This is a genomic window from Paraburkholderia sp. A1RI-2L, assembly GCF_048957375.1.
Taxonomy (GTDB): Bacteria; Pseudomonadota; Gammaproteobacteria; order Burkholderiales; family Burkholderiaceae; genus Paraburkholderia.
On the sequence record NZ_JARBTA010000002.1, the window covers coordinates 871,464 to 896,132 of the forward strand.

The window sequence follows — 24,669 nt, forward strand, 5'->3', positions numbered from 1 at the left end:
ACAAGATGGCGAAGATTCTGGTGGTGGACGATTCGGGCACGGTGCGCGACGAAGTCGCGGGCTTCCTGCGCAAGAACGGCCTGGACGTGGATACGGCCGTGGACGGCAAGGACGGCCTCGCCAAGCTGCGCGCGAATCCGGCCGTGAAGCTCGTGGTGAGCGACGTGAACATGCCGAACATGGACGGCCTGACGATGGTCGAGAAGATCCGCGGCGAACTGGGCAACGCCGCGGTCAATGTCGTCATGCTGACGACCGAAAGCAGCCCGGCCATGAAGGAGCGTGGCAAGGCGGCGGGCGTGCGCGGCTGGATCGTGAAGCCGTTCAAGGGCGATGCGGTGCTGGAGACGTTCCGCAAGCTGGCGGGCTGAAGCCGCGCGAGGCAAGCGGCAATCACGCCGCGAGTGCGCTCGCCTTTGCAGGGCTCAGCAACACCGGAATCGACTTCGAAGTCGGCGTGCCCGCGCCATCGGCAACCGACGCAAGCGGCACGAGCGGGTTCGTTTCCGGATAGTACGCGCCCAGGCAGCCGCGCGGAATGTCGTATTCCACGAGCAGGAAGTCTTCGACGCGGCGTTGCACGCCGTCGTCCCACACGCTCGTGATGTCCACGCGCTGACCCGGCGCGAAGCCGAGCATCGTCAGGTCCTCGCGGTTTGCGAACAGCACGCGGCGCTGTCCGTAGACGCCGCGATAGCGGTCGTCGAGACCATAGATCGTGGTGTTGTACTGGTCGTGCGAGCGCGTGGTCATCAGCGTCATCAACTGCTGGCCGTGCGCGGCGCGGGCGCGATGGATGGGCGTGTCGAGCGCAATCGCGTGCACCACGAACTGCGCCTTGCCGCTTTCGGTCATCCAGACGCGGTCGCGCGAGGCCACCCCCAGATGGAAGCCGCCGGCCTGCTTCAGGCGCTCGTTGTAGTTCTCGAAGCCGTCCAGGACTTTTTCGATGCCGTCGCGGATCTTCGAGTAATCGGCGGCCAGGCCGAGCCAGTCCACTTTCTCGCTGCCGAGCGTGGCGTGCGCCATGCGCGCGACGATGGCGATTTCCGAGAGGAGATTCTGCGAAGCGGGCCGGTTCATGCCGTACGAGATGTGCACCATGCTCATCGAATCTTCGACGCTCACGCCTTGCGGCACGCCGTTTTGCATGTCGATCTCGGTGCGGCCGAGCGTGGGCAGAATCAGCGCGTCCTTGCCGTGCACGAGGTGGCTGCGGTTGAGCTTGGTGGTCACGTGCACCGTGAGCGCGCACGAACGCATCGCGTCCCACGTGCGCGGCGTATCGGGCGTGGCGATCGAGAAGTTGCCGCCCAAACCGATGAACACCTTCACGCGGCCTTCGAGCATCGCTTGGATCGTTTCCACCACGTCGTAGCCGTGCTCGCGCGGCGGCTCGAAATCGTAGGCCGCGCCGAGGCGGTCGAGAAACGCCTGGGTGGGCTTTTCCTCGATGCCCACCGTGCGGTCGCCCTGCACGTTCGAATGGCCGCGCACGGGGCACAGGCCCGCGCCGCGCCGCCCGATGTTCCCGCGCATCATCATGAGGTTCGAGAGCAGCTGCACGGTCGCGAGCGAGTTCTTGTGCTGCGTGATGCCCATGCCCCAGGTCGCGATGGTGGCGCGGCCTTTCGCGTAGATGTCCGCGAGCTTGAACACCTCGTCGAGCGGCACGCCCGATTCGGTGACGATGGCGTCCCACGACTCGGCCCGCAAGTCGGCTGCGAAGGCTTCGAAGCCCACGGTATGTTCGGCCAGGAAATCCACGTCGAGCACGCGCGCCGTGCCGGTTGCGCACGCGGCGTCGTCGAGTTCGAGCGTGCGCTTGGCCACGCCCTTGATGAGCGCGAAGTCGCCGCCCAAGCGTGGGCGGATGAACACCGAGCTGATCTGCACGCCCGATGGCGAGAGCATGTCGAGCGCGTGCTGCGGGCTCGCGAAGCGCTCGAGGCCGCGCTCCTTGAGCGGGTTGATCGAGACGATGGTGGCGCCGCGCTTCGCGCAGTCGCGCAGCTCGCCCAGCATGCGCGGGTGATTCGTGGCCGGATTCTGGCCGAAGATCAGCAGCGTGTCGGCGTGCTCGAAGTCGTCGAGCGTGACCGTGCCCTTGCCGATGCCCACCGTGCCCGGCAGGCCGCGGCTGGTGGCTTCGTGGCACATGTTCGAGCAGTCGGGGAAGTTGTTGGTGCCGTACATGCGCACGAACAACTGATAGAGGAACGCGGCTTCGTTGCTCGCGCGGCCCGAGGTGTAGAAGGCGGCGCGGTTCGGGTCGTCGAGCGCGTGGAGGTGCTTCGCGATGAGCCGGAATGCATTGTCCCAGGCGATCGGCACATAGCGGTCCGTATTGGCGTCGTAGACGAGCGGATCGGTCAGGCGGCCATGCTGTTCGAGTTCGTAGTCGGACTGCGCCATCAGCTCGGTCACGGTGTGCTCCGCGAACAGTTGCGGCGTCGCGCGCTTGCTGGTGGCTTCGGCGGCCACGGCTTTCACGCCGTTCTCGCAGAACTCGAAGGTGGAGGCGTGCTCGCGGTCGGGCCACGCGCAGCCGGGGCAGTCGAAGCCGTCGGGCTGGTTCTGCTTGAGCAGGGTCCGGTAGTTGCCGCCCGTCACCTTCTCCTTGATGAGGTTGATGGCGACTTGCTTGAGCGCACCCCAGCCGGCGGCGGGATGGTGGTAGGGCTCGATGCGGGCTTGCGGCTTTTTCATGGTGCGTCTGGATCGGATCTGGCCGGGGCGGTGCGGGTGCACAGCCCGATGTGCGAAGCGTACTGTGTTCCTGTGTGCGCGGTGATCACAGAAAAACGAAAAGGCAAGGGGTACAGTTGCGGCGATTTGTCATAGACTCTCCGAATCGCCCACCTTTGCGCCAACTGCCGCCCGTGACTGCCACGCCCGCCCCGGCCACCGTTCCCCGCTATGAACAGCTCGCCGACGATATCGAAGCCGGCGTGCGCCGTGGCGTGTTCGCCGCGGGCGAGCGCATTCCTTCGGTGCGGCGCGCGAGTGTTCAACACGGCGTGAGCATCAAGACCGTGGTGCACGCCTATGCGTTGCTGGAGAGTCGGGGCGTGATCGAATCGCGGCCGCAGTCGGGGTTCTTCGTGAAGGCGCGGCCTGTGGCGCGCGATGGGTCACCTGCGCGCGCAGGCGAGGGGGCCGCTCATGGGACCGCGCGAGAGACTGTTCAGGGAACGTCTCCGGGCGCGAAGCTGCGCCGCGCGGGCGCGGAGAAGGTGCCGATGGAGCCCGCGCCCAACGCCGCGCCCGCGCCGGTCGACGTGAGCCGCCTCGTGCTCGCCACGCTGCGCAGCATCGTCGCGCAGGACGCGGTGCCGCTCGGCTCGCCGTATCCGGACCCGGCGCTGTTTCCGTGGCGGCGCATCAACCAGTACGCGAATGCGATCGCGCGGCGCCACGCGAGCTGGAACCTGATCGACGACCTGCCGCCCGGCAATCCCGAACTGATCCGCCAGATCGCGCGCCGCTACGCGGAAAACGGCGCGGACGTGGATCCCGACGAAATCGTCGTCACGGTGGGCGCGACCGAGGCCATCAACCTGAGCTTGCAGGCGGTGGCGAAGCCGGGCGACACGGTGGCGGTCGAGTCGCCCACGTACTACGCGATGCTGCACGCGATCGAGCGCCTTGGCATGCGAGCGATCGAAGTGAGCACGCATCCCGACACCGGCATCGACCTCGATGCGCTCGAGCGCGTGCTCGCGCGCAAGAAGGTGGCCGCGTGCATGGTGATGCCGAATTTCCAGAATCCGCTGGGCTTTCGCATGCCCGAGGCGAACCTGCGGCGGCTCGTGGCGCTGGCCGAGGCGCACGACCTGCCCGTGATCGAGAACGACGTGTATCAGGAGCTGTATTTCGGGCCGACGCGGCCATCGTCGCTCAAGCAGTTCGACTCGCGCGGGCTGGTACTGCATTGCGCGTCGTTTTCAAAAAGTCTTTCGGCATCCTACCGGATCGGCTGGGCGCTGCCGGGGCGCTATCGTGCCCAGGTGGAAAAGCTCAAGTTCCTCAATACGCTCACGACGCCCTCGGTGCCGCAGGTCGCGCTCGCCGACTATCTGCGCCACGACGGCTACGACCGCCATCTGCGCCGGCTGCGCCGCTTCTATCGCGAGCAGGCGCGGCTCATGCGTGCGATGATCGAGCGGTTCTTTCCCGCCGGCACGCGCACCACCGACCCGCAGGGCGGCTACGTGCTGTGGGTCGAGCTGCCGCCGCGCGTGGATTCGATGCGGCTGTATCGCGCCGCGCTCGCGCAGGGCATCACGATCGGGCCGGGTTACATGTTTTCGATGCGCAATGACTTTCACCATTACATTCGGCTGAACTACAGCTATCCGTGGACCGCGCAGACCGAGGCGGCATTGAAGACGCTCGGCGAGCTGGTCGCGCGAATGGCATGAGGAGACACGATGAGCGACGCAAGCGGCGAGCGTGAACAAGGCGATAAAGACAGCGGCGACGAGATCGATCCGGCGCTGGTGGCCATCCTCGAGCAACTGTGGCGCGCGCAATGCGAAACGCCCGGGCGCGCGTGGTCGCTCGCGAAGCTTTCGAAGCAGGCCGGCGTGCCGATGAGCGGTTTGCGCCGCCATCTCACCGGCCTCGTGGACGGCGGCCTGGCCGTGACGACGCTCGCCGAGGACGGCACCGGCAGCGCGAGCCTTTCCGAAGACGGCCGCGCGTTCTGCGCGGAAGTCTTCGGCGCAGCTGCGCCGTGACGCGCGGCTTCACGCCGCCGCGCCGGATCTTTCTTTATCCTGTTCGCCATCATTGGCGCTAACGCCATGGACTATATCGACACTCTGCGAATCTTTCGTTCCGTGGTGGAGGCGCGCAACTTCACGCGCGCCGCGGATATGCACGGGATCGCCACCCCCGCTGTCTCGCGCGCGATCGCGCGGCTGGAAAAGCGTCTGGGCAGCCGGCTCTTTCATCGCACCACGCGCGCGGTCTCGCTTACCGAAGCCGCCGAGCGCTTCTACGACGGCTGCTGCCGCGTGCTCGACGACCTCGACGCGCTGGAGGCCGGCGCGACCGAGCAGACGCGCGAGGCCAACGGCGTGCTGCGCCTCGTCGCGCACACCTCGGCCATGGTGCACCGGCTCGTGCCGCTCATTTCCAGCTTCAAGCGCGCGCATCCCAACGTGACGCTCGACGTAATGCTGACCGAGCGCCCCGTCGATCTGGTCGCGGACGGCTACGATCTCGGGCTCGTGCTGCCGTTCATGCTCAACAGCGAAGGCACGGTGACGAAGCTGCTCGAGCGCATTCCGCTCGCGCTCGTCGCCACGCCCGGGTACCTCGCGGCACACTCGACGCCGCGCCTTCCCTCGGACCTCGAAGCGCACACGTTCGTGCCGATGCCGCCTTCGCTGCGCAAGCCGTCGCTGACGTTCCGCGATGGCGAAAAGGAGGTGACCGTGCGCATGAAGTACGAAGTCGCCTCGAACAATCCCGACTTCAATCTCGCGATGGTGCTGGAGGGGTTCGGCATCGGCACGCTGCCGCGCGGGCTCGTGCAGAGCGAAGTGGCGACGGGGCGGCTCGTCACGCTGCTCGACGACTTTCCCGTCGTCGATGCGCAGATCGAACTGCGCCTCGCCTATGCGTCGCGCACGCTGCTGCCCGCGAAAGTGCGCGCGTTCATCGACCACGCCACCGAGTTCTTCGGCCACACGGCGCAGTAGCGCGATGAGCGCGATGAGCGCGATGAGCGTGCGGTGGCGCTTACGTTGCTTTCAATGGACCTGCGCCGCTTCATGGGTTCTCATCTGCACGTCGATCTGCACCTCGGCAGATTCTCGCAAATACCAGCGTTGCGCTCCGGCGCGAGATGGCATGATGAAGCTTGCTCAATTCGACGCATAGCCGCCGGTTTCCATGAAACGACATCGACCGCCTTTGCCGCATTTCATGCGCGACCCGTCGCATCCGGCGTGGCGCGATCTCGCGCTCACGTCACTGCCGATCGCGTTGTTTTGCGCCGTGGTGGTCGCGGTGTTCGTGTGGCTCGTCGATCCCTCGCCGCCGCGTACCGTCACCATCAGCGCGGGTCCGCGCGACAGCTCGTTCATGCAGACGGCGCAGGCGTACCGCAAGATCCTCGCGCGCAACGGCGTCACGCTCGAGGTGGTGGAGTCGGACGGCTCGGTGCAGAACCTGCAGCGCCTGCTCGATCCCAAGTCGAAGGTCGACCTCGCGTTCGTGCAGGGCGGTGTGGCCGATGGGCTCGACACGCGCCCGCTCGTGTCGCTCGGCAGCGTCGCGTATCTGCCCATCGTGGTGTTTTATCGCGGCTCGGGGCTCACGCAGCTTTCCCAGCTCGACGGCAAGCGCATCGCCATCGGCCGCGTGGGCAGCGGCACGCGCGAGCTCTCGCTGAAGCTGCTGGCCGCGAACGGCATGGAGCCGGGCGGCGACTCCACCTTCCTGCCGCTCGACGGCATGGACGCCGCCACCGCGCTGGTCTCGAACCGTGTGGAGGCCGCCATGCTGAGCGGCGACTCCACCACGCGCGAACTCATGCGGCGCCTGCTCGGCATACCCGGCATTTCGGTGATGAGCTTCGACGAATCGGCGGCCTATACACGGCTCTTTCCGTATCTCGACAGCATCGACTTGCCGCCCGGCGTGCTCGACCTGCGCCGCCGCATGCCGCCGCAAACCGTGCATCTGATTGGGCCGACAGTGGAGATCGTTGCGCGCAACACTTTGCATCCGGCCATCTCGGACCTCATCGTCGAAGCCGCGGGCGAGGTCAACGGCGTGCCCGGGCTGCTGCAGCGCGCGGGCGAATTTCCGAGCCCCATCGCGCACGATTTCCGCATTAGCGAAGACGCCGCGCGCTATTACAAATCGGGCAAGAGCTTTCTTTATCGCACGCTGCCGTTCTGGCTCGCCAGCGTGGCCGACCGTTTGCTCGTGCTGCTGCTGCCGCTTGCCGTGCTGGTGTTTCCGGCGCTGCGGGCGATCCCCGCGCTGTATCGCTGGCGCGTACGCTCGCGCATTTACCGCTACTACGGCGCGCTCATCGCGATCGAGCGCGATGCGCTCAAGCATTCGAGCGACGAAGAGCGGCGCGCGCTCATTGCGGAGCTCGACGAAATCGAGCGCGCGCTCAATACATTGCGCATGCCGCTCGCCTATGCCGATGCTTTCTACGTTCTGCGCGAGCACGTTGGCTTCGTGCGCATGCATCTGGCACCCGGAGCCCGGCAGGCTGAAGGTGCAAGGCATTGAATGAAGGAGGAATTCCGGGCTGCGTAATTGTTCCTGAATTCATGTCATTCAATGTAATTGATGCAATTCCGGAAACGAATCGTTCGCTGACGAACTCGTGGTTGACACAATTAGTCATACCCCTATATTTTTGATTGCCACTGCGCCGCAAGACGTCGCGTCAAAAATCAAGATCGCGGTGCTTCGATTAAAATTTTAATCCGCACCGCAGGCAGGCTCTCCATTTCGGGCACCTGAAAGAGTTATCCGCAACGAGGAGGAACGATTCGTGAAATCGTCCGGTGTACGCCAGTGCGCTGTCTGGCTCATGTGCGCCGCGCTCGCGGCCGCACCGCTTTTCGTCGGCCCGACTGGGCCGACTGCCGCCATCGCGCAACAAAGCGCGGCGCAACATTTGTCGAACCAGCAACTCGACTCGCTCACGGCGCCCGTCGCGCTTTATCCTGACGCGCTGCTCGCGCAGGTGCTCATGGCTGCCACCTTTCCGGCAGACGTGCAGGCTGCCGCCGCGTGGTCCAAAGCCAACCCGAACCTGAAGGGCGACGACGCCGTGAAGGCCGTCTCCTCGCAGCCCTGGGACCCGAGCGTGCAGTCGCTCGTGGCCTTCCCGCAGGTGCTCGCCACCATGGATTCCAAGCCTGACTGGGTCGAGCAGATCGGCAGCGCGTTCCTTGCGCAGCCGGGCGACGTGATGGACTCCGTACAGCGCCTGCGCTTGCAGGCGCAACAAGCGGGCAACCTCAAGACCACCGAGCAGCAGAAGGTGATCGTGCAGCCGGCCTCGGGCACGTCGACCACGCAAACCATCGTGATCGAGCCTGCCAATCCGGAAGTGGTGTACGTGCCCACGTATAACCCGACCGTGGTGTACGGCACGTGGCCGTATCCCGCCTATCCGCCCGTGTACATGCCGCCGCCCCCGGGCTATGCGATCGCCACGGGCTTCATGACGGGGCTGGCGTTCGGCGCGGGCATCGCGGTGGCGAACTCGCTGTGGGGCGGCTTCGGCTGGGGCTCGCACGATGTCAACATCAACGTGAACCGCTACAACAACATCAACGTCAACAACCGCATCGACTCGAATCGCAGCACGGCCAACTGGAACCGCAACAACAACGTCGAGCGTCGCAACCAGAGCTTCAACGGCCAGCGCAACAACTTCAACGGCGGCCAGCGCAACAACCAGTTCCGCGGTTATGACCAGTCGCGTTCGCAGGCCATGCAAACCCTGCAAAACCGAACCGGGCAGAACATGAGCGGCAGTGCGAGCCAGCGTCTGCAAGGCATTCAGCAAGGCGGCCGGCCCAATGGCAACGGCAATCACGGCAACCTCTCGGGCGCCACGCGCAACGGCAACGGCAACCTTTCTGGCGCGACGCGCAACGGCAGCCACGGCAATCTCTCGGGCGCCACGCAGAACGCCAATCGCGCCGATCTCGCCAATCGCTCGGAAAACGCCAATCGCAGCAACGCCCTGCGCGGCGCCGGCGACGGCAATGCGGCTCGCGCCGACATGCAGCGCGGCCAGCAAAGCCGGGCGTCGTACCAGAACCGGGGCGGCGGTGGCGGCGGCTTCAATGGCGGCGGCGGTGCCCACAACTTTGGCGGCGGAGGCGGCGGTGGCCGGCTTGGCGGTGGCGGTGGTGGCGGGCACTTCCGCCGTTGAATCTCTATAGGAGTCTTGCGATGATCCGCAAACACGCACGTCTTGCGTCGCAACATGCATCGCGCGACGCAAGGCCTGCCGGGCTCGCCCGGCTCACCGCGGCGGTGGCGTTCGCGCTGTTCGCCGCGCCCGCTTTGCTGGCCCTGCCCGGCGCCGGTGTAGCTTCGGCGCAGGCCGTCTACGCCACGCCCGACGCGGCGGCGGAGGCATTCAGCAACGCGCTGGCCAGCAATGATCAGGACGCGATGAAGCACGTGCTCGGCAACAATTTCGAGCAGTTCATCCCCACCAGGGAAATCGGCGAGGAAGACATCTACGACTTCCTCGGCGCGTGGTCGAAGGGCCATCAGATCGTGCCCGACGCCACCCCCGTGGCGGGCAAGGCAAGCGCTCACCTGGCGGTGGGCGACAGCGGCTGGACGCTGCCCATCCCGATCGTGCAGAACGCCAGCGGCTGGCGCTTCGACCCGCGCGAGGGCGCGAGCGAAATGCTCACGCGGCGCATCGGCCGCAACGAGCGCGCGGCCATGCTCAGCTCGCTCGCTTATGTCGACGCGCAGAAGGACTACCGCAAGCTCACACAGCACTATGCGCAGCGCCTCGTGAGCACGCCCGGCACGCATGACGGCCTTTACTGGCCCGTCGAGCAGGGCGAGGAAAGCCCGCTCGGCCCGCTGGCCGAAGTCATGACGCGCGACTCGAAAATCACGCCGCAGGAGGGCTATCACGGCTACCACTTCCGCATTCTCACGGCGCAGGGCGCCCATGCGGAGGGCGGGGCGCGCAGCTACATGGCGAACGGCCAGCTGGCCAACGGCTTCGCGCTCGTGGCGTGGCCGGCGCATTACGGCAAGACGGGCGTGATGAGCTTTATCGTCAATCAGGACGGCAAGCTTTATCAAAAGGACCTGGGGCCCAACGGCGCGCGCACCGCCGCCGCCCTCAAGAGCTTCGATCCCGATTCGTCCTGGCAGTCCACCACGCCTTGACCGGCCGTTGCATGGCATTGGCACGCGCTGCCGGGCCAGTTGTACGAGCAGCTGCCGCGTGCCCGCTCCGGGGCAGGCACGCGGCATGCTGCAGACCTCGACACGCTCTCATTCGTGTAGGGGAAACGATATGCAACGACGCACTTTCATGCTTTCAACCGCCGCCGCGCTCGGCGGTTTCGCGCTTGCGGGCTGTACCACCACGCCGGGTGGCACCTCGAACGCCGCGACCAATATGTCGAAGCGCCAGTCGATCGACGCGGGCGTCGACAACACCTTGACGAAGCTCTATTCCACCGTGAAAGGATCGCATGAACTCGTTGCGAAGTCGCGTGGCGTGCTCGTGTTCCCGTCGGTGCTGCAGGCCGGTTTCATCGTCGGTGCGCAGTACGGCGAGGGCGCGCTGCGCGTGGGCGGCGCCACGACGGGCTACTACAACACGGTGTCCGGATCGCTGGGCTTCCAGGCCGGCGCGCAGTCGAAGGCCATCATTTTCTGCTTCATGACCGAGGACGCGCTTGCCAAATTCCGCGCCACGGACGGCTGGGCGGCGGGCGCCGATGCCTCGGTTGCGCTCGTCACGGTGGGGGCGAACGGCGTGGTCGACACCAACACGGCTACGCACCCGGTCGAAGTGTTCGTCTTGACCAACGCGGGCCTGATGGCCGACGTCTCGCTCGCAGGCACCAAGGTCACGCGCCTGAACATCTAACCGACTGACCCGGGTCACGCCGCTTGCGCAATTCGCCATTGAGTTCCTGTTTTTGGCTGGAGAAACTGCCGGAACGAGAACGAACGAGAACTTCGGGACATGCGAATCTGTGTGCTGGGCGGCGGCGTGATCGGCGTGACGACGGCCTATTTTCTCGCCCGTGACGGACATCGGGTGACGCTGGTGGAGCGTCACCCGGACGTGGCGCGGGAGACCAGCCACGCCAATGGCGGCCAACTGAGCTACAGCTATGTGGCGCCGCTCGCGGACCCTTCGGTGCTGCCGAAGCTGCCGCAATGGCTGCTTTCGCGCGAAGCCGCGCTGCGTTTCGTGCCGCGCCTGGACCCGCGCCAATGGCGCTGGTGCCTAGCGTTCCTGCGCGCCTGCACGCGCGCGCGCAGCCGTGCCACCACGGCGGAGCTGCTCGGTCTCGGCTTTTTGAGCCAGCGGCTCATGCACGAGATCGTCGCGCGCGAGGCGCTCGCGTTCGACTACGTGCGCAACGGCAAGCTCGTGGTGTATCGCGACCGCGACGCCTTCGAGGGCGCGCGCGGCCAGGCCCGCTATCAGGCGCAACTCGGCTGCGAGCAGCATGCGCTCGACGGCGCGGCGTGCGTCGCGCTCGAGCCCGCCCTCGCGCACATCGGCGGCGAGATTGCGGGCGGCATTCACACGCCGGGCGAGGAAGCCGGCGATTGCGACAGCTTCACGCGCGGTCTTGCGCGCGCTGCCCAGCGCCACGGGGTGGATTTTCGTCTCGCGACCGAATTCTCCGGACTCCGTACCAAAGGCTTGCGCGTGCAGGTGGCGGTGACCTCGGCGGGAGACATCGAAGCGGATGCGTTCGTGGTGTGCCTCGGCTTCCAGAGCCAGCCGATGCTGGCCTCGCTCGGCGTGAGCGTGCCTGTGTATCCGCTCAAGGGTTACAGCCTCACGCTGCCCAATGCGAGCGCGCGGGGCGCGCCGCGCGTCTCGGTCACGGATGCGCATCACAAGGTGGTGTACGCGCCGCTGGGCGAACGCTTGCGCATCGCGGGCATGGTCGATCTCACGGGTATGAGCGCGCACGCGGACCACGAGCGCATCGCGCTGCTCGCGCACCAGGCGCGCGAGACCTTTCCCGCGGCCGGCGACTACAGCGCGATCCAGACGTGGACCGGCATGCGTCCCGCCACGCCTGACAGCAAGCCACTGATTGGCGCCACGCATTTCCGCAATCTATGGATGAACACCGGACATGGCGCGCTGGGCTTCACGCTCGCGTGCGGGAGCGCGCAATTGATGGCCGACTTGCTCGCGCAGCGCGAACTGGCGCTCGACGGCGACGCATTCGCGCCGGGCCGCTGAGCCACCACGGATCACATCGGAGCACCACGAACCGCGCATTCACTGCGAGGCCACATCTTCACTTTGACGAGTCGGGAGACGAGCACGATGAACAAAATCAAACTGATCGCATCGATGACGCTGGCATTCACGACGCTCGCGGGCGTGGCCCACGCCGATGAACTCGCGGGCACGCTCAAGAAGGTGCGCGACAGCGGCGTGATCACGCTCGGCACGCGCGAGTCGTCGATTCCGTTCTCGTACTATGACCAGAACCAGAACGTGATTGGCTATTCGCAGGAAATCGCGCTGAAGATCGTCGATGCGATCAAGCAAAAGATCAATATGCCGAACCTGCGAGTGAAGACGATTCCGATCACCTCGCAAAACCGCATCCCGCTCGTGCAGAACGGCACCATCGACATCGAATGCGGCTCGACTACGAATACGTTCGAGCGCCAGAATCAGGCCGCGTTTTCCAACAGCATTTTTCTTTACGGCATTCGCTTCATTACGCGCAAGGATTCGGGCGTGAAGGACTTCCCCGATCTGGCGGGCAAGACGGTAGCGACCACGGCGGGCACGTCTGACGAGCGCCTGCTGCGCAAGATGAACGAAGAAAAGCACATGAACATGACGATCATCAGCGCGAAGGACCACGCCGAATCGTTCCTCAACGTGACGACGGGGCGCGCGGTGGCGTTCGTGATGGACGAGCCGCTGATCTATGGCGAGCGCGCGAAGGCCAAGAACCCGGGCGATTACGTGGTTGTGGGCACGCCGCCCGTTTCGGAGAACTATGCGTGCATGTTCCGCCGCGACGATCCGCAATTCAAGGCGCTGGTGGACGACACGGTCGCGAAGATGCAGACCTCGGGAGACATGGCGAAGCTCTACGCGAAGTGGTTCACGCAGCCGATCCCGCCCAACGGCATGAACCTCGAGTATCCGCTTTCGCAGCAGATGAAGGATCTGTTCGCGCATCCGAACGACAAGGCGCTCGATTGATGCGCAAATAAAAACCACAAAAGAAAATGACGCAGTCCCGCGAAGGAGTGCGTCATTGTCATTGCATGCGGCCAAACCGAAGGCGCAGCATTACTTCACATCATGTACTGCATATTCGTTGGTAGGCTCGATTGGATTCGAACCAACGACCCCCACCATGTCAAGGTGGTGCTCTAACCAACTGAGCTACGAGCCTGTTGAGAGCGCGAATTATAGAGACACTCCCGCAGGCTTGCAAGCGCTTTTCGCAAATTGTTGAAAACGGCTTGCGGACACCGTAATGACGAGCGGCGTACACTGAACAGCGCCAAGGTGGGCTCGCCAGCGGGAATGCCACAGGCGCCTGCCACAGGAATGCCTGCCACAGGAATGCCTGGCACAGGAGCGCCTGCCGACCGGAATGTTCAACCGCATTCATCAGGGGCGTCATGAAGAAACTCGTCAATCACCCTTCCGACGTCGTGCGCGAAATGCTCGAAGGCATCGCGCTGCAGGCACCGAATGTCGTTATCCTCGGCGAGGAGAACGTGCTCATTCGCCGCGACATTCCCGAATCCCATGCACGCCCGGTCGCGCTGATCTCGGGCGGCGGCAGCGGCCACGAGCCCGCGCACGGCGGCTATGTGGGCGCGGGCATGCTGAGCGCGGCCGTATGCGGCGAGGTGTTCACCTCGCCGCCCACCGACGCAGTGCTCGCGGCGATCCGCGCGACGGCGGGCGCGCGGGGGGCGCTGCTCATCGTCAAGAACTACACCGGCGACCGGCTCAATTTCGGTCTTGCCGCCGAGCTCGCGCGCGCCGAGGGCATCCCCGTGGAAGTGGTGACGGTCGCCGACGACGTCGCGCTGCGCGGCCACGCCGAGCGTCATCAGCGACGCGGCATTGCCGGCACCGTGCTGATCCACAAGATCGCGGGCGCGGCGGCCGCGCGTGGCGCGCCGCTCGAAGTGGTGGCGGCGATCGCGCGCGACGCGGCCGCCAATCTGGGCACCATGGGCGTAGCGTTGGACGGCTGCACGCTGCCGGGCGCGGAGGCGTCCAGCTTCAGCCTCGGCGACGACGAAATCGAAATCGGTTTGGGCATTCATGGCGAAAAAGGCGTGGAGCGCAGCGTGCCGCTGCCGGCCGACGCCCTCACCGAGGCGCTGCTCGTCAATATCCTCGACGATCTCGCCATCACGCGCGGCGAACGCGTGGTGCTGCTCGTCAACGGCCTGGGGGCCACGCCGCGGATGGAACTCGACATCGTGCTGCGCGCGGCCGTGGCGGACCTGCGCTGCCGCGAAGTGCGCGTGGAGCGCGCGTGGGCCGGCACCTTTCTCTCGGCCCTGAACATGCCGGGCTGCTCGATCTCGCTGCTGCGCGTGGACGACAGCAGGCTCGCCTTGCTCGATGCGCACACCGATGCGCATGCCTGGCCCGGCAAGGGCTGTGTGAACCCGACCATCCGCCTCGACACCTCGGGCGTCAATCATGAGGAATCCATAGCACCGCCGCTCGACGCTTCGCGCGCGGCGTGGGCGGCGCGGCTCAAGGCGGCGCTCGACGCGGTCGCGCTGGCGCTGACCGAGAACGAGGCGCGCCTGACCGAGCTCGACGCGCTCGCGGGCGACGGCGATCTGGGCGCGAGCATGCGGCGCGCCGCCGACGCGGTGGCCGCCACGCCGGTCCACGCGCTCGGCACCGCGCCGCAGGCGCTGGCGTCGCTTGGCGCGAGCATGCGCCGGGCGATTGCGGGCAGTTCGGGGCCGTTCTACTCGACGGCGCTGCTGCGCGCGTCGCGTCATCTCGCCGATACGCCGGAGCCCACGCCGCACGAGTGGGCGCAGGCGTTTCGCGGCGCGATCGCGGCAATCAGCGAACTAGGCGGCGCGAAGGCCGGCGACCGTACGATGCTCGACGCGCTGATTCCGGCCCTGGAGGCGTTCGAAGAGGCGCTTAAGGAGGGTCAGACGTCGCAGCGCGCCTGGGCGGCCGCGGTGGCTGCCGCCGAGCACGGCGCGCAGGCCACGGCGCATATGCACCCGCGCGTGGGCCGCGCGAGCTATCTGGGCGAGCGGGCGATCGGCTCGCCCGATGCCGGCGCGGTGGCGGTGGTGTGCTGGCTGGCGGCGTTGCGCCCGCACATAGGCGGGAAAGCGTGAAGGTTTGAGGGGCTTGCACGGATCGCATTGAAGCCTTTGGGGCAGGGCCGAATATTTCGCGCGCCTCTCCCCGGGAAATGGCTCGCGAAAATGCCATGCAGATTCGGTGTCCGGAGTGTTTGCGCCGCTCCGGGCGGCGACTGCTATAGAATCGCGGTCAAATTACCCAACCGTCGTTAAGAAGAAGTCAGAATTTTTATGGATTCGGATCCGCATCGCGCTTCAGAGCGTCTTTCCAGCTCTGGGGACTCCACCCCCTCCCTGCACCGCAGTCTCAAAGCCCGCCACCTGACCATGATCGCGATCGGTGGATCGATCGGCACCGGTCTGTTCGTCGCTTCAGGCGCCTCCATTTCCCAGGCCGGACCCGGCGGCGCCATGGCCGCGTATCTGGTGATCGGCCTGATGGTCTATTTCCTGATGACGAGCCTCGGCGAAATGGCCGCGTTCATGCCGGTCTCGGGTTCGTTCGCGACCTACGGCGCGAAGTTCGTCGACGAGGGTTTCGGCTTCGCACTGGGCTGGAACTATTGGTACAACTGGGCCGTGACCATTGCCGTCGAACTGGTTGCGTCGCAACTGGTGATGGGCTACTGGTTTCCCCACGTGCCAGGCGTCTGGTGGAGCGCCGCGTTCCTCTGCGTGATGTTCCTGCTCAACGCGCTTTCGGTGCGGGGCTTCGGCGAGGCCGAATACTGGTTCTCGCTGATCAAGGTGATCACGGTAATCGCCTTCATCGGCATTGGACTGCTGATGATCATCGGCATCCTGAAGGGCGGCGCCGACCATGTCTGGGGCAACTTCACGCTCGATGACGGACCGTTCACGGGCGGCCTGCCGGCCTTGCTGGGCGTCACCATGATCGCGGGCTTCTCGTTTCAGGGCACCGAATTGATTGGCGTGGCGGCGGGCGAATCGGAGAACCCGGGCAAGAATATCCCGCGCGCGGTGCGCCAGGTGTTCTGGCGCATTCTGTTGTTTTACGTGCTCGCCATTTTCGTGATCGGCTTGCTGATTCCGCATACCGACCCGAATCTCCTGAAATCCGATGTGACCGATATTGGCGTGAGCCCGTTCACGCTCGTGTTTCGCCGCGCGGGCCTCGCGGTTTCGGCGGGCGTCATGAATGCGGTCATCCTGACCGCCGTGCTGTCGGCGGGCAATTCGGGCATGTATGCGTCCACGCGCATGCTCTATAACCTCGCTGTCGAAGGCCGCGCGCCCAGGCTGTTCGCGAAGCTTTCAGCGAGCGGCGTGCCGAGGAATGCGCTATATGCCACCACGGCCGTGGGGGCGCTGTGCTTTCTTTCATCGATGTACGGCGACAAAACGGTCTACATGTGGCTGCTCAACACCTCGGGCATGACGGGCTTCATCGCATGGCTGGGCATTGCCATCAGCCATTATCGATTCCGCAAGGGGTTCGTCGCGCAAGGCTTTTCGCTCGATCAGCTGCCGTACCGGTCGAAGTGGTTTCCCATCGGGCCGATATTCGCATTCGCGGTTTGTCTGGTCGTCATGCTAGGGCAGGACTACCAGGCGTTCATGGCCAATAAAATCGATTGGGTGAGCGTGCTGGCCACGTATATCGGGATTCCGCTGTTTGTGTTGATGTGGCTTGGTTATCGGATCGTGAAGAAGAGCCATTTCATTGGCTATGACAACATGGATATCGAGCCTTATGTCGGGCAAGCGCGTGCGCTTGCGCAGGCGAGCGATGAAGACGTGGTCAGAGCGGGCCATGAAGCTTAAAAAAAACGGAGGGGAAACCCTCCGTTTTTTCGCCTGCGCATACGCTCTGGTTGCGCCATTCCGGCATATCGATAGATTCAATCCGCCGGGTAATCTGACCTTGCTTTGACAGACACGCCGGCGTTACGCCGCGAGCTTCAACGCCTGCTCAAAGTCCGCGATCAGATCATCGATGTCCTCGATGCCGGCCGAAAGCCGTAGCATACCGTCGGAAATGCCCATTGCCTTGCGTGTTTCCGCACCCGCTTCGAAGAAGATCGTCGGCGCAACGGGAATGATCAGCGTGCGCGTGTCGGCGAGTCCGGTTGCCTTGATCGGCAACTGGAGCGCATTGACCACGTCGATCATGCGCTCCGCGTTCAGCAATTCGAACGACAGCAGCCACGACGCGCCCTTGAACAGCTTTTGCGCGATCTCGTATTGCGGGTGGCTCTTCAGGCCCGGATAAAACACCTTGCCGATGGCCTTGTGCCCTTCCAGGAACTGCGCGAGCGCGAGCGCGTTGTCGCTGCTCTGTTTCACGCGCAGCGCGAGCGTTTCCGCGCCCATCGCGATCGAATGCGCCTGCTCGGACGACAACGCCGCGCCCATGTCGCGCAGGCCCTTCTTGCGAATCTGCAACAGCCCCTGCTCCTTCGCGGGCGAACGCCGATAATCGTCGGCGATGTTCGGATACGCGCTCCAGTCGAACAGGCCCGTGTCGGTCACCGCACCGCCGAGCGCCGCGCCGTGGCCCGCGATCGTCTTCGTCAGCGAATTGATGACGAGGCTCGCGCCCACCGCTTTCGGCTTGAACAGGGCCGGCGAGGTGATCGTGTTGTCGACGACATATGCGAGGCCGTGCTCGGGGCACGCATCGCCGATGCCCTCGAGGTCGGGAATCTGCGTGCCCGGATTCGCGATGGTTTCGACGAACACCATGCGCGTATTGGGGCGGATCGCGTCACGGACGTTTTGCGCGTCACAGGCGTCGACGGTCGTGACTTCGACTCCGAGCGTGCGTAAGGTGCCGAACAGGCTGTTGGTGTTGCCGAACACGTAACGGCTGGAGATCAGATGATCGCCCGCGCGCAGGAGCGTGAGAAACGTGGCCGTGATCGCCGCCATGCCGGTGCTGAAGCAGATCGTGCCCGCGCCTTCTTCCAGATTCGTGATCTTGCGTTCGAGCGCTGCCGTCGTGGGGGTGCCCTGGCGCGCGTAGTTGAAGCCGCCCTTTTTCGTGCCCTGGAACACGCCGATCAGGTCCTCGACGCGCTCGAAACCGTATTGCACGGACGTATGAATCGGCTGCCGCACGCCGCCATGCTCGGTGCCGCCGATTCTGTCGCCGTGAACGATGCCCGTGGTGAAGCCTTGCTTGCTCATGCCTTGTCCGCCTTTCGAGTCGATTACTTCCGATGGATTATTTCAGGTCGCCCATGGCGCGCGACATCGCCGGCAGCGCGATCGATCTGAAAAATGATTGATTCTCTCACGACGGCGGCTTCGTCAAGCGGTGTGCTCCGCAGGCGGCCGGAATAAGGTAAAGCCTTTGTCGAAGCCGAATTACGGCACCTGGAGGCGGTGCTCCGCTTGCGGCCGGTAACGCGGGCATTGCCGCTCGAATGGTGGCTCGGGCGAACCCGGCAAGTGAGCGCATCCGCCTGCATCGACGACCACCTGCGCCGTGTAAAACGTCTCGAAGACGCGCTGCGCGTGAACGAGCGGGAAGAGGCGCTCGCGCGCTGATTCAGGACGTCAAGCCCGGATCTTTCCGCTATCCCCTCCGCGCCCTGAAAACGGCATCAGGAATTATTTCTGACTTTTCAGGTAAGCCCGGCCTGCCGCTGTGATCGAAACACCGGAGCGCCCACCCGACGGGAAGGTGATGAAGCCGGCGCTGATCAGTTCCCGCGAGACCGACCAGCCGAGCGCTGGCGCGTCTCTCCCATAGCGAACTTCAGAGAGTCGCTCCAGCGCCCATGCCGCGGACGCGGATACGCAAACGGGCTGGGAATCGGGCATATCGCAGTCGCTCATTGTTTTTCCAAAGGTCGGAGAGTGCCGGGGCAGCAGCGCAAGCGATGCCGCCTTCGAAGCGTCGTGCCATGTCGAATCGCGGATGGTGCCGGATCAACCCGCTCGGGGCTCGATGAAAGGCGGCAGCCATACGATTATAATCCACGGATAATGAAATGTGCGTTACATTATAATGCGACGAGCGCCACCGGGCACCCGGACGGATGCCGGCAGTTTCATGCGCATGTTTGACTACCAGGGTAGATCGAGAATGGACGGCGACCAGACATCAAGTGATGCATTCCTCGAATTCCGTTCGACGCCGTTGAGCGACAGGCGGCCGTTTGTGCTGGAAACGCAGCACGCGATATCGTTGCACTTCGATTATCTTGCCACCCAGAGTTGCATGTCGCTTCGTGCGCCGGACCGGCTCGCGCTCGGCTATACGCGCACGATGATGGGATTCCTGCTGCTAAAGCCCGACCCTCAGCGCATCTGCATGATCGGGCTGGGTGGGGGATCGTTGGCGAAGTATTGCTATCGGCACTTGCCTGCCGTCGATATCACCGTGGTCGAGATCAACCCCGAAGTCATATCGCTGCGCGACGTCTTCAGGATTCCGGCGGACGATGCGCGCTTCAGGGTGGTTTGCGCCGATGGTGCGGACTACGTCAGGAATGGGGGCGTTGCGAAGGACGTCATTCTGGTTGACGCCTACGTGGCGGGGGGCATTTCGAGCCAGTGCGCGGATATCGCGTTCTTCTGCGCCTGTCGCGAACGGCTGGCGGATACGGGTGTCCTCGTCGTCAACTTTACCGATGACGAGCCGGCGCTGGCCATCTGCGTCGATCTGATGAAGGCCGTGTTCGGTTCCTCGTATGCGGTGGTCCGATGCGCGGACGACAGCAATTTTGTTGTTTTTGCGTGGAAGAGCCGATATCGCTTACCGTCCGCGCGCGTCCTGCTGGATCGCGCCATCTCGTACGCGTGGGCGGATGACCTGAAACTGTCCTCAGTTGCCCGGCGCCTGAAAGGCGGGGAAGACCTGGATTCCGGGCAATTGATCTGGCAACCGCAGGGTCACGCGCATTGGGAATTCGACCACAGTCCTGGCGTCTCGCGATCGGTGTTCGAAGGCTGATGAACCTGTTCCTGCCGCCGTTCCCAATGATTGAGTGAAGATTCGATGCCTGCGCAGTACTTTCGAAGCCTGACGGGAAAACACCGCAGTGCGGACGCGAACCGGCAACTCGGTTTTTCGCTGGCCTTTGTTGCCGGCGCAACCAACGCCGGCGGGTTCCTCGCGGTCAAGCAATACACGTCGCACATGAGCGGCATCGTATCGGCAATCGCGGACCAGGCGGCGCTCGGGGACATCCGGCTCGTGCTCGCCGGTATCGGCTCACTGGCGTCGTTTCTTCTCGGGGCAGCGTGTTCGGCGGTGCTCGTCAACTGGGGGCGGCGGCGCAGTCTGCAAAGCCAGTATGTCCTTCCGCTACTGGTCGAAGCCGCGCTGCTCCTCCTGTTCGGCTTGCTCGGCAGTCACCTCGCGCTATGGGAAGCTTTTTTTGTTCCTGTCACGGTCATTCTGCTGTGCTTCATCATGGGGCTGCAGAACGCGATGATCACGAAGTTGTCGGGCGCGGAGATTCGCACGACGCACATGACCGGCATCGTGACCGACCTGGGCATCGAACTGGGCAAGCTCTTTTACTGGAACCGGTCGACGGCCGCTGCGGATGCCCATGCGGTCATCGCCAATCGCACGAAGCTGCGGATTCACGGCACGATGCTCGCGTCGTTCTTCGTGGGCGGCCTGACCGGCGCCATCGGCTTCAAGCATGTGGGCTACGTATCGACCGTTCCGCTCGCCGGCGCGCTCGTCGCACTCACAGTCGCGCCCCTTGTCGACGATGTGCTGACCTGGTTCTATCAGCTCGATCGCAGACAGTAGCCTGGCATCGCTATCAGACCAGCCCGGTCGCGTAATAAACCGCGATCACGAAAAACACGGCCATTGTCTTGATGACCGTGACCGCGAAAATGTCGCGATACGATTCGCGGTGCGTGAGCCCCGTCACTGCGAGCAGCGTGATGACCGCGCCATTGTGCGGCAGCGTATCCATGCCGCCGCTGGCCATCGCCACCACGCGATGCAGCACGTCGAGCGGAATATTCGCGGCCTGCGCGCCCTTGATGAAGAGATCGGACATCGCGGCGAGCGCGATGCTCATGCCGCCCGAAGCCGAGCCGGTAATGCCGGCCAGCGAGCTTACCGAGACGGCCGCGTTCACGAGCGGATTCGGAATGCTCTTGAGCGCGTCGCTCACCACGAGGAAGCCGGGCAGCGCTGCGATCACGCCGCCGAAGCCGTACTCCGAAGCCGTATTGAGCGAGGCGAGCAGCGCGCCCGCGACCGCGGCCTTCGTGCCGGTAGCGAAACGTTCCTTCACGCGCGAGAACGCTGTGACGACAACGAACGCAATGCCGAGCAGCAGCGCGCCCTCGACCGACCAGATGCCGACCAGTTGCTTGACCGTCGTGGTCACGGGCGCGTGAATGCCGGGCAGCATGTCGGATGTGATCGTGTAGGTGTCGCCGTACCAGCCCGGAATCCAGCGCGTCAGGAAGAAGTTCGACACGCCCACGAGCACGAGCGGCGTGATGGCGAGCAGCGGGTTGGGCAGATGATCGGTCTGCACGCGGTCGGGCTCGTTCACGAGCGACATGCCGTAGCCTTCGCCCTTTGCCACCGCGCTGCGGCGGCGCCACTCGAGATACGCGAGGCCGACCACGATGATGAACAGCGAGCCGATGATGCCGAGCGCCGGCGCGGCCCACGCCGTGGTCTTGAAGAACGTGGTGGGGATGATGTTCTGGATCTGCGGCGTGCCGGGCAGCGAGTCCATCGTGAACGAGAACGCACCCAGCGCGATGGCGCCTGGCATGAGGCGCTTGGGAATGTCGCTTTGGCGATAGAGCTCGGCGGCGAACGGATAGACCGCGAACACCACCACGAAGAGCGACACGCCGCCGTAGGTGAGCAGCGCGCACACGGCCACGATCACGGCGTTCGCGCGCGAGCGGCCGATGTAGCGGATGGCTGCGTGAACGATCGCCTCGGAGTAGCCTGAAAGCTCGATCACCTTGCCGAACACCGCGCCCAGCAGGAATACGGGGAAGTAGAGCTTCACGAAGCCCACCATCTTCTCCATGAAGATGCCCGAGAACACGGGGGCGACGGCGGCGGGATCGGTGAGCAAAACGGCGCCGAGGGCGGCCACCGGTGCGAAGAGGATGACGCTGTAGCCGCGGTAGGCGGCGAGCATGAGAAAGGCGAGGGCGGCTAGAACGATAACGAACGACATGACGTCTCCTGTGATCCATGCTTCGCGGTCGATCGCAGTCCGTGTTTTACTGCGTTTTTATTGCGTGGGCGGGTGCATGGTGCGGCGCAGCGATTGTACCGAAACACCCCGTTATGGCTTGGCAGACTGCGCGCTCCAGGTTTGACGCGAGCGGGTGTTCACCGCGCGCGAGGCCCGGAAGGAGGTGAAGATGCGGGAAATCGAGGCAAGGCTGGAAGGGTGGCCACGCCGTCACGCGCAACGGAGCGCATGGGCGGCCGCGTTCGCCGTGGTTATCGCGCAGATCGTTGCGCCGGCAGTTGCGGCGCCCGGCGCGGCATCGGGCGTGGCACCGGCAAGCGGAGCGAGCGCGTTGACCGTCGATCCCGGCGAAATCCGGAACTGGTACAACGATCCGTTCTTCGCGCTCTCGAGTGCGCCGGGCGCGTGCCCGCAGCCGCTCGGCCCGCGCATGACGAAGGCCGAAGCCGACGACGACGCTCACTACCGCGTGGAGCGCGGCACCACCTGCTGGCTCGCGCACAAGTGCACGAAGCCGAACGCCTATCTCTACGATGCCGATATCGCCACGGCGATTCGCGAGAAGTTCGGGGACGCCGCGTCGCTCAATGGCACGAGCGTGTGGATCACGGTGCAGCGGCGCTTCGTCTACGCCGAAGGCTGCGCTCCGGCAGCCTTCGATCGGGCGGCGCTGGAGCGCGGCCTCGTGGCGATTCCCGACGTCGAACAGGTGTTCGTGCGCCTGCGCGCCGATCCGCATGCGCGGCCGCCCTACAAGACCTTGCCGCCGGCCCGTTGACCGTGCGACCGGCCGGCACGCGGTTCACGCCGCTCACGCGCCGTCCGGCATGGCACAATCGCAACGTCGAAAAACTAGAAGGCCTTCGGGGTACCCCATGATTCGTTCCGGTTCGTTGTTGTCCCGCTTTTGCAGGCTGTCGTCCACGGCGGGTGTCTGTGCGTTGCTCGCGGCGCTGTCGGCTTGCAGCAGCGGTCCGCCGCTGTTCCTTTCGGATGGCCGCCCGACGATTCCGGTGCAGTGCGCCGCCGCTGGCGACCACGATTCGTGCAGCCAGCAGGCGCGCCAGCGCTGCGGGGGCGCCAGCTACGACACCGTCGACACGTCCAGAAGCGGCGACACGTACACCCTCGTATTCGCTTGCCAGGCGAAGTAACGGGCACTCGCCCGCCTTGTGCGCCGTTTTTGCGGCGGTTTCAAGAATCCTCGGCCGCCCTCAAGCGCTGCCGGCCGCGCCTGTGCTGCGGCTGCGCGCGGGCAGGTTCATCAGCAGGCGCAGCAGGTCGGGCTGGCGCCGCGTGGCGGTCTTCAGGAAGATCGACTGTAGTTGCTTGCGCACCGTGTCGTATTGAACGCTCACCTGGGCGGCAATTTCCTTCGGCGTGAGCCCGTCCACCAGCAGATGCACGATCCGGCACTCGGCGGGCGAGAGCTCGAAGGCCGAGGCCAGCACCTGCTCGTCCACCGCCGGCGCCGAGCGCGGATGGTAGAACGTGAGGGCCGCCATCGCGCGTATCCCGGGCATCTCGCCCGCCGTGACCACGTTGTAGAACGCATACAGCACTTCCGGGCCGCCCGGCAGCGGCGCGGCGCGGCTGCGCTCGCCGTCTGCGGCTTCGGCCGCGCCCACGATGCGCAACGCGCGAAAGCGGGCCGCGGTGGCCCGCGCGCCGCTCACGCGGCTTTTCAGCCGCGCCTCGCTGATCGCCATGTCCTCCAGAAAGCGCGCCTGATACGGCGCGGCGAACACCAGCCGCTTGCCGCGTATGCGCACGAGCGAGGTGGCGCGCAGCAGCCGTTGCGCCGCTTCGTTGCTGTGCAGGATTTCGCCGTTCGCATTCACGAGCATCGCGGGCGGCCGTACGTGACCGGTGAGCGCGTCGGCGTCGGGTAGCAGGCGGCGCACGCCCAGGCGCAGCGCGCGCACCAGATGGGGCGCCAGCCGCTCGAGCAGCGCGCGCACGTGCGCCGGCAGCGCGACGTCCTGTCCGCTCCGGCAAGCGATCATGGCCGTGAGCGTGCCGTTGTCGATCAGTTTGCAAATGGACACGAAGCCTCCGCCGACTGCGCACAGGTCCCGCTCGAAAACCGGGTGGCCGTCGCCGCTGTTTGAATCCGCACCGTAGTGCAGCCATTTTCCAGGAGGGAACGCGCGCAGCCATTCGAGTCGGGCATCGTAGCGATAAAGCGGGCGGATGAGTTCCAGCGGCTCCGTTTCCTGCACGCTGAAACCGTCGGCCCATGAAAAGAATTCGCGCTGACGATCGAATACGCAAAGATGAACCGAGACCACGCCAATCGATTTCCTGAATTGCGCGCAAAAATCCTGCCATTCAGAAGGGTGCTCGATTGTTGCGTAAATCGCGTGCAGCAGGCTGTCGTGCTGAAAATCGCTCGGATTCACACAGTTCTCGTTATCAAAAA

The 24,669-nt window shown here is 65.0% G+C and carries 20 protein-coding genes, 1 tRNA gene and 1 pseudogene; 16 read left to right on the plus strand and 6 right to left on the minus strand.

Annotation, left to right across the window (positions count from 1 at the left end; all coding sequences use genetic code 11):
• The first annotated feature begins 5 nt into the window (after positions 1–5).
• Positions 6–371, plus strand: coding sequence for a response regulator (locus PWP93_RS18805; RefSeq protein WP_035530102.1), 366 nt, complete (start codon positions 6–8; stop codon positions 369–371).
• Between the two features lie 22 nt (positions 372–393).
• Here PWP93_RS18805 and PWP93_RS18810 read toward each other — a convergent pair whose 3' ends face one another.
• Positions 394–2,709 carry an FdhF/YdeP family oxidoreductase gene (locus PWP93_RS18810; protein ID WP_421045485.1) on the minus strand — a complete coding sequence of 772 codons (2,316 nt, stop codon included), beginning with the start codon at positions 2,707–2,709 and terminating at the stop codon, positions 394–396.
• A 173-nt stretch (positions 2,710–2,882) separates the two neighbouring features.
• On the opposite strand from PWP93_RS18810, the gene PWP93_RS18815 reads away from it, so the two are divergent.
• From PWP93_RS18815 to PWP93_RS18855, 9 genes and pseudogenes are all read left to right on the plus strand, one after another.
• Positions 2,883–4,424: a PLP-dependent aminotransferase family protein gene (locus tag PWP93_RS18815; RefSeq protein WP_421045486.1), complete on the plus strand. Its 1,542-nt coding sequence runs from the start codon at positions 2,883–2,885 to the stop codon at positions 4,422–4,424.
• A gap of 9 nt (positions 4,425–4,433) precedes the next feature.
• Positions 4,434–4,742 (plus strand): helix-turn-helix domain-containing protein, encoded by a 309-nt coding sequence (locus PWP93_RS18820; protein WP_421045487.1) that lies wholly within the window; start codon positions 4,434–4,436, stop codon positions 4,740–4,742.
• 66 nt (positions 4,743–4,808) lie between these two features.
• A complete protein-coding gene (locus PWP93_RS18825) occupies positions 4,809–5,711 on the plus strand; it encodes a LysR family transcriptional regulator (protein WP_421045488.1) in 903 nt (300 codons plus the stop codon).
• Between the two features lie 193 nt (positions 5,712–5,904).
• A complete protein-coding gene (locus tag PWP93_RS18830) occupies positions 5,905–7,263 on the plus strand; it encodes a TAXI family TRAP transporter solute-binding subunit (RefSeq protein ID WP_421045489.1) in 1,359 nt (452 codons plus the stop codon).
• Positions 7,264–7,570: 307 nt separating this feature from the next.
• Complete coding sequence (locus PWP93_RS18835; RefSeq protein ID WP_421046116.1) at positions 7,571–8,929, plus strand: DUF3300 domain-containing protein; 1,359 nt, start codon at positions 7,571–7,573, stop codon at positions 8,927–8,929.
• 20 nt (positions 8,930–8,949) lie between these two features.
• Positions 8,950–9,918: a DUF2950 domain-containing protein gene (locus tag PWP93_RS18840; protein ID WP_421045490.1), complete on the plus strand. Its 969-nt coding sequence runs from the start codon at positions 8,950–8,952 to the stop codon at positions 9,916–9,918.
• A 130-nt stretch (positions 9,919–10,048) separates the two neighbouring features.
• Positions 10,049–10,630 (plus strand): YSC84-related protein, encoded by a 582-nt coding sequence (locus PWP93_RS18845; protein WP_421026353.1) that lies wholly within the window; start codon positions 10,049–10,051, stop codon positions 10,628–10,630.
• An 87-nt stretch (positions 10,631–10,717) separates the two neighbouring features.
• Positions 10,718–11,977: pseudogene (locus PWP93_RS18850) on the plus strand (D-amino acid dehydrogenase); the annotation flags it as partial.
• Between the two features lie 87 nt (positions 11,978–12,064).
• Positions 12,065–12,964, plus strand: coding sequence for a glutamate/aspartate ABC transporter substrate-binding protein (locus PWP93_RS18855; RefSeq protein WP_421045491.1), 900 nt, complete (start codon positions 12,065–12,067; stop codon positions 12,962–12,964).
• Between the two features lie 119 nt (positions 12,965–13,083).
• On the opposite strand, the gene PWP93_RS18860 is transcribed toward PWP93_RS18855, so the two are convergent.
• A tRNA-Val gene (locus tag PWP93_RS18860) sits at positions 13,084–13,160 on the minus strand.
• 232 nt (positions 13,161–13,392) lie between these two features.
• Here PWP93_RS18860 and PWP93_RS18865 point away from each other — a divergent pair.
• Positions 13,393–15,108 (plus strand): dihydroxyacetone kinase family protein, encoded by a 1,716-nt coding sequence (locus tag PWP93_RS18865; protein ID WP_421045492.1) that lies wholly within the window; start codon positions 13,393–13,395, stop codon positions 15,106–15,108.
• Between the two features lie 198 nt (positions 15,109–15,306).
• On the plus strand, positions 15,307–16,860 hold the full coding sequence (locus PWP93_RS18870) for an amino acid permease (RefSeq protein WP_421045493.1): 1,554 nt from the start codon (positions 15,307–15,309) through the stop codon (positions 16,858–16,860).
• Positions 16,861–16,983: 123 nt separating this feature from the next.
• Here PWP93_RS18870 and PWP93_RS18875 read toward each other — a convergent pair whose 3' ends face one another.
• Positions 16,984–18,225, minus strand: coding sequence for a cystathionine gamma-synthase family protein (locus tag PWP93_RS18875; protein ID WP_421045494.1), 1,242 nt, complete (start codon positions 18,223–18,225; stop codon positions 16,984–16,986).
• A gap of 426 nt (positions 18,226–18,651) precedes the next feature.
• On the minus strand, positions 18,652–18,864 hold the full coding sequence (locus PWP93_RS18880; protein WP_421027052.1) for a hypothetical protein: 213 nt from the start codon (positions 18,862–18,864) through the stop codon (positions 18,652–18,654).
• 265 nt (positions 18,865–19,129) lie between these two features.
• Between PWP93_RS18880 and PWP93_RS18885 the strand changes: the two genes are divergently transcribed.
• A complete protein-coding gene (locus PWP93_RS18885; RefSeq protein ID WP_421045495.1) occupies positions 19,130–19,999 on the plus strand; it encodes a spermidine synthase in 870 nt (289 codons plus the stop codon).
• A gap of 45 nt (positions 20,000–20,044) precedes the next feature.
• On the plus strand, positions 20,045–20,812 hold the full coding sequence (locus tag PWP93_RS18890; RefSeq protein WP_421045496.1) for a YoaK family protein: 768 nt from the start codon (positions 20,045–20,047) through the stop codon (positions 20,810–20,812).
• A gap of 13 nt (positions 20,813–20,825) precedes the next feature.
• Here the strand turns inward: PWP93_RS18890 and PWP93_RS18895 are convergent, their stop codons facing one another.
• Positions 20,826–22,226, minus strand: coding sequence for a GntP family permease (locus tag PWP93_RS18895; RefSeq protein ID WP_421045497.1), 1,401 nt, complete (start codon positions 22,224–22,226; stop codon positions 20,826–20,828).
• A gap of 190 nt (positions 22,227–22,416) precedes the next feature.
• Here PWP93_RS18895 and PWP93_RS18900 point away from each other — a divergent pair, with 190 nt between their 5' ends.
• Together PWP93_RS18900 and PWP93_RS18905 are read left to right on the plus strand one after the other, a co-directional pair.
• Complete coding sequence (locus PWP93_RS18900) at positions 22,417–23,025, plus strand: BON domain-containing protein (protein ID WP_421045498.1); 609 nt, start codon at positions 22,417–22,419, stop codon at positions 23,023–23,025.
• Between the two features lie 97 nt (positions 23,026–23,122).
• The gene (locus PWP93_RS18905) at positions 23,123–23,401 is read left to right on the plus strand and encodes a hypothetical protein (RefSeq protein ID WP_421026363.1); all 279 of its coding nucleotides are present in this window, start codon (positions 23,123–23,125) and stop codon (positions 23,399–23,401) included.
• Between the two features lie 60 nt (positions 23,402–23,461).
• Here the strand turns inward: PWP93_RS18905 and PWP93_RS18910 are convergent, their stop codons facing one another.
• A complete protein-coding gene (locus PWP93_RS18910; protein ID WP_421045499.1) occupies positions 23,462–24,649 on the minus strand; it encodes a helix-turn-helix transcriptional regulator in 1,188 nt (395 codons plus the stop codon).
• Positions 24,650–24,669 lie beyond the last annotated feature (20 nt).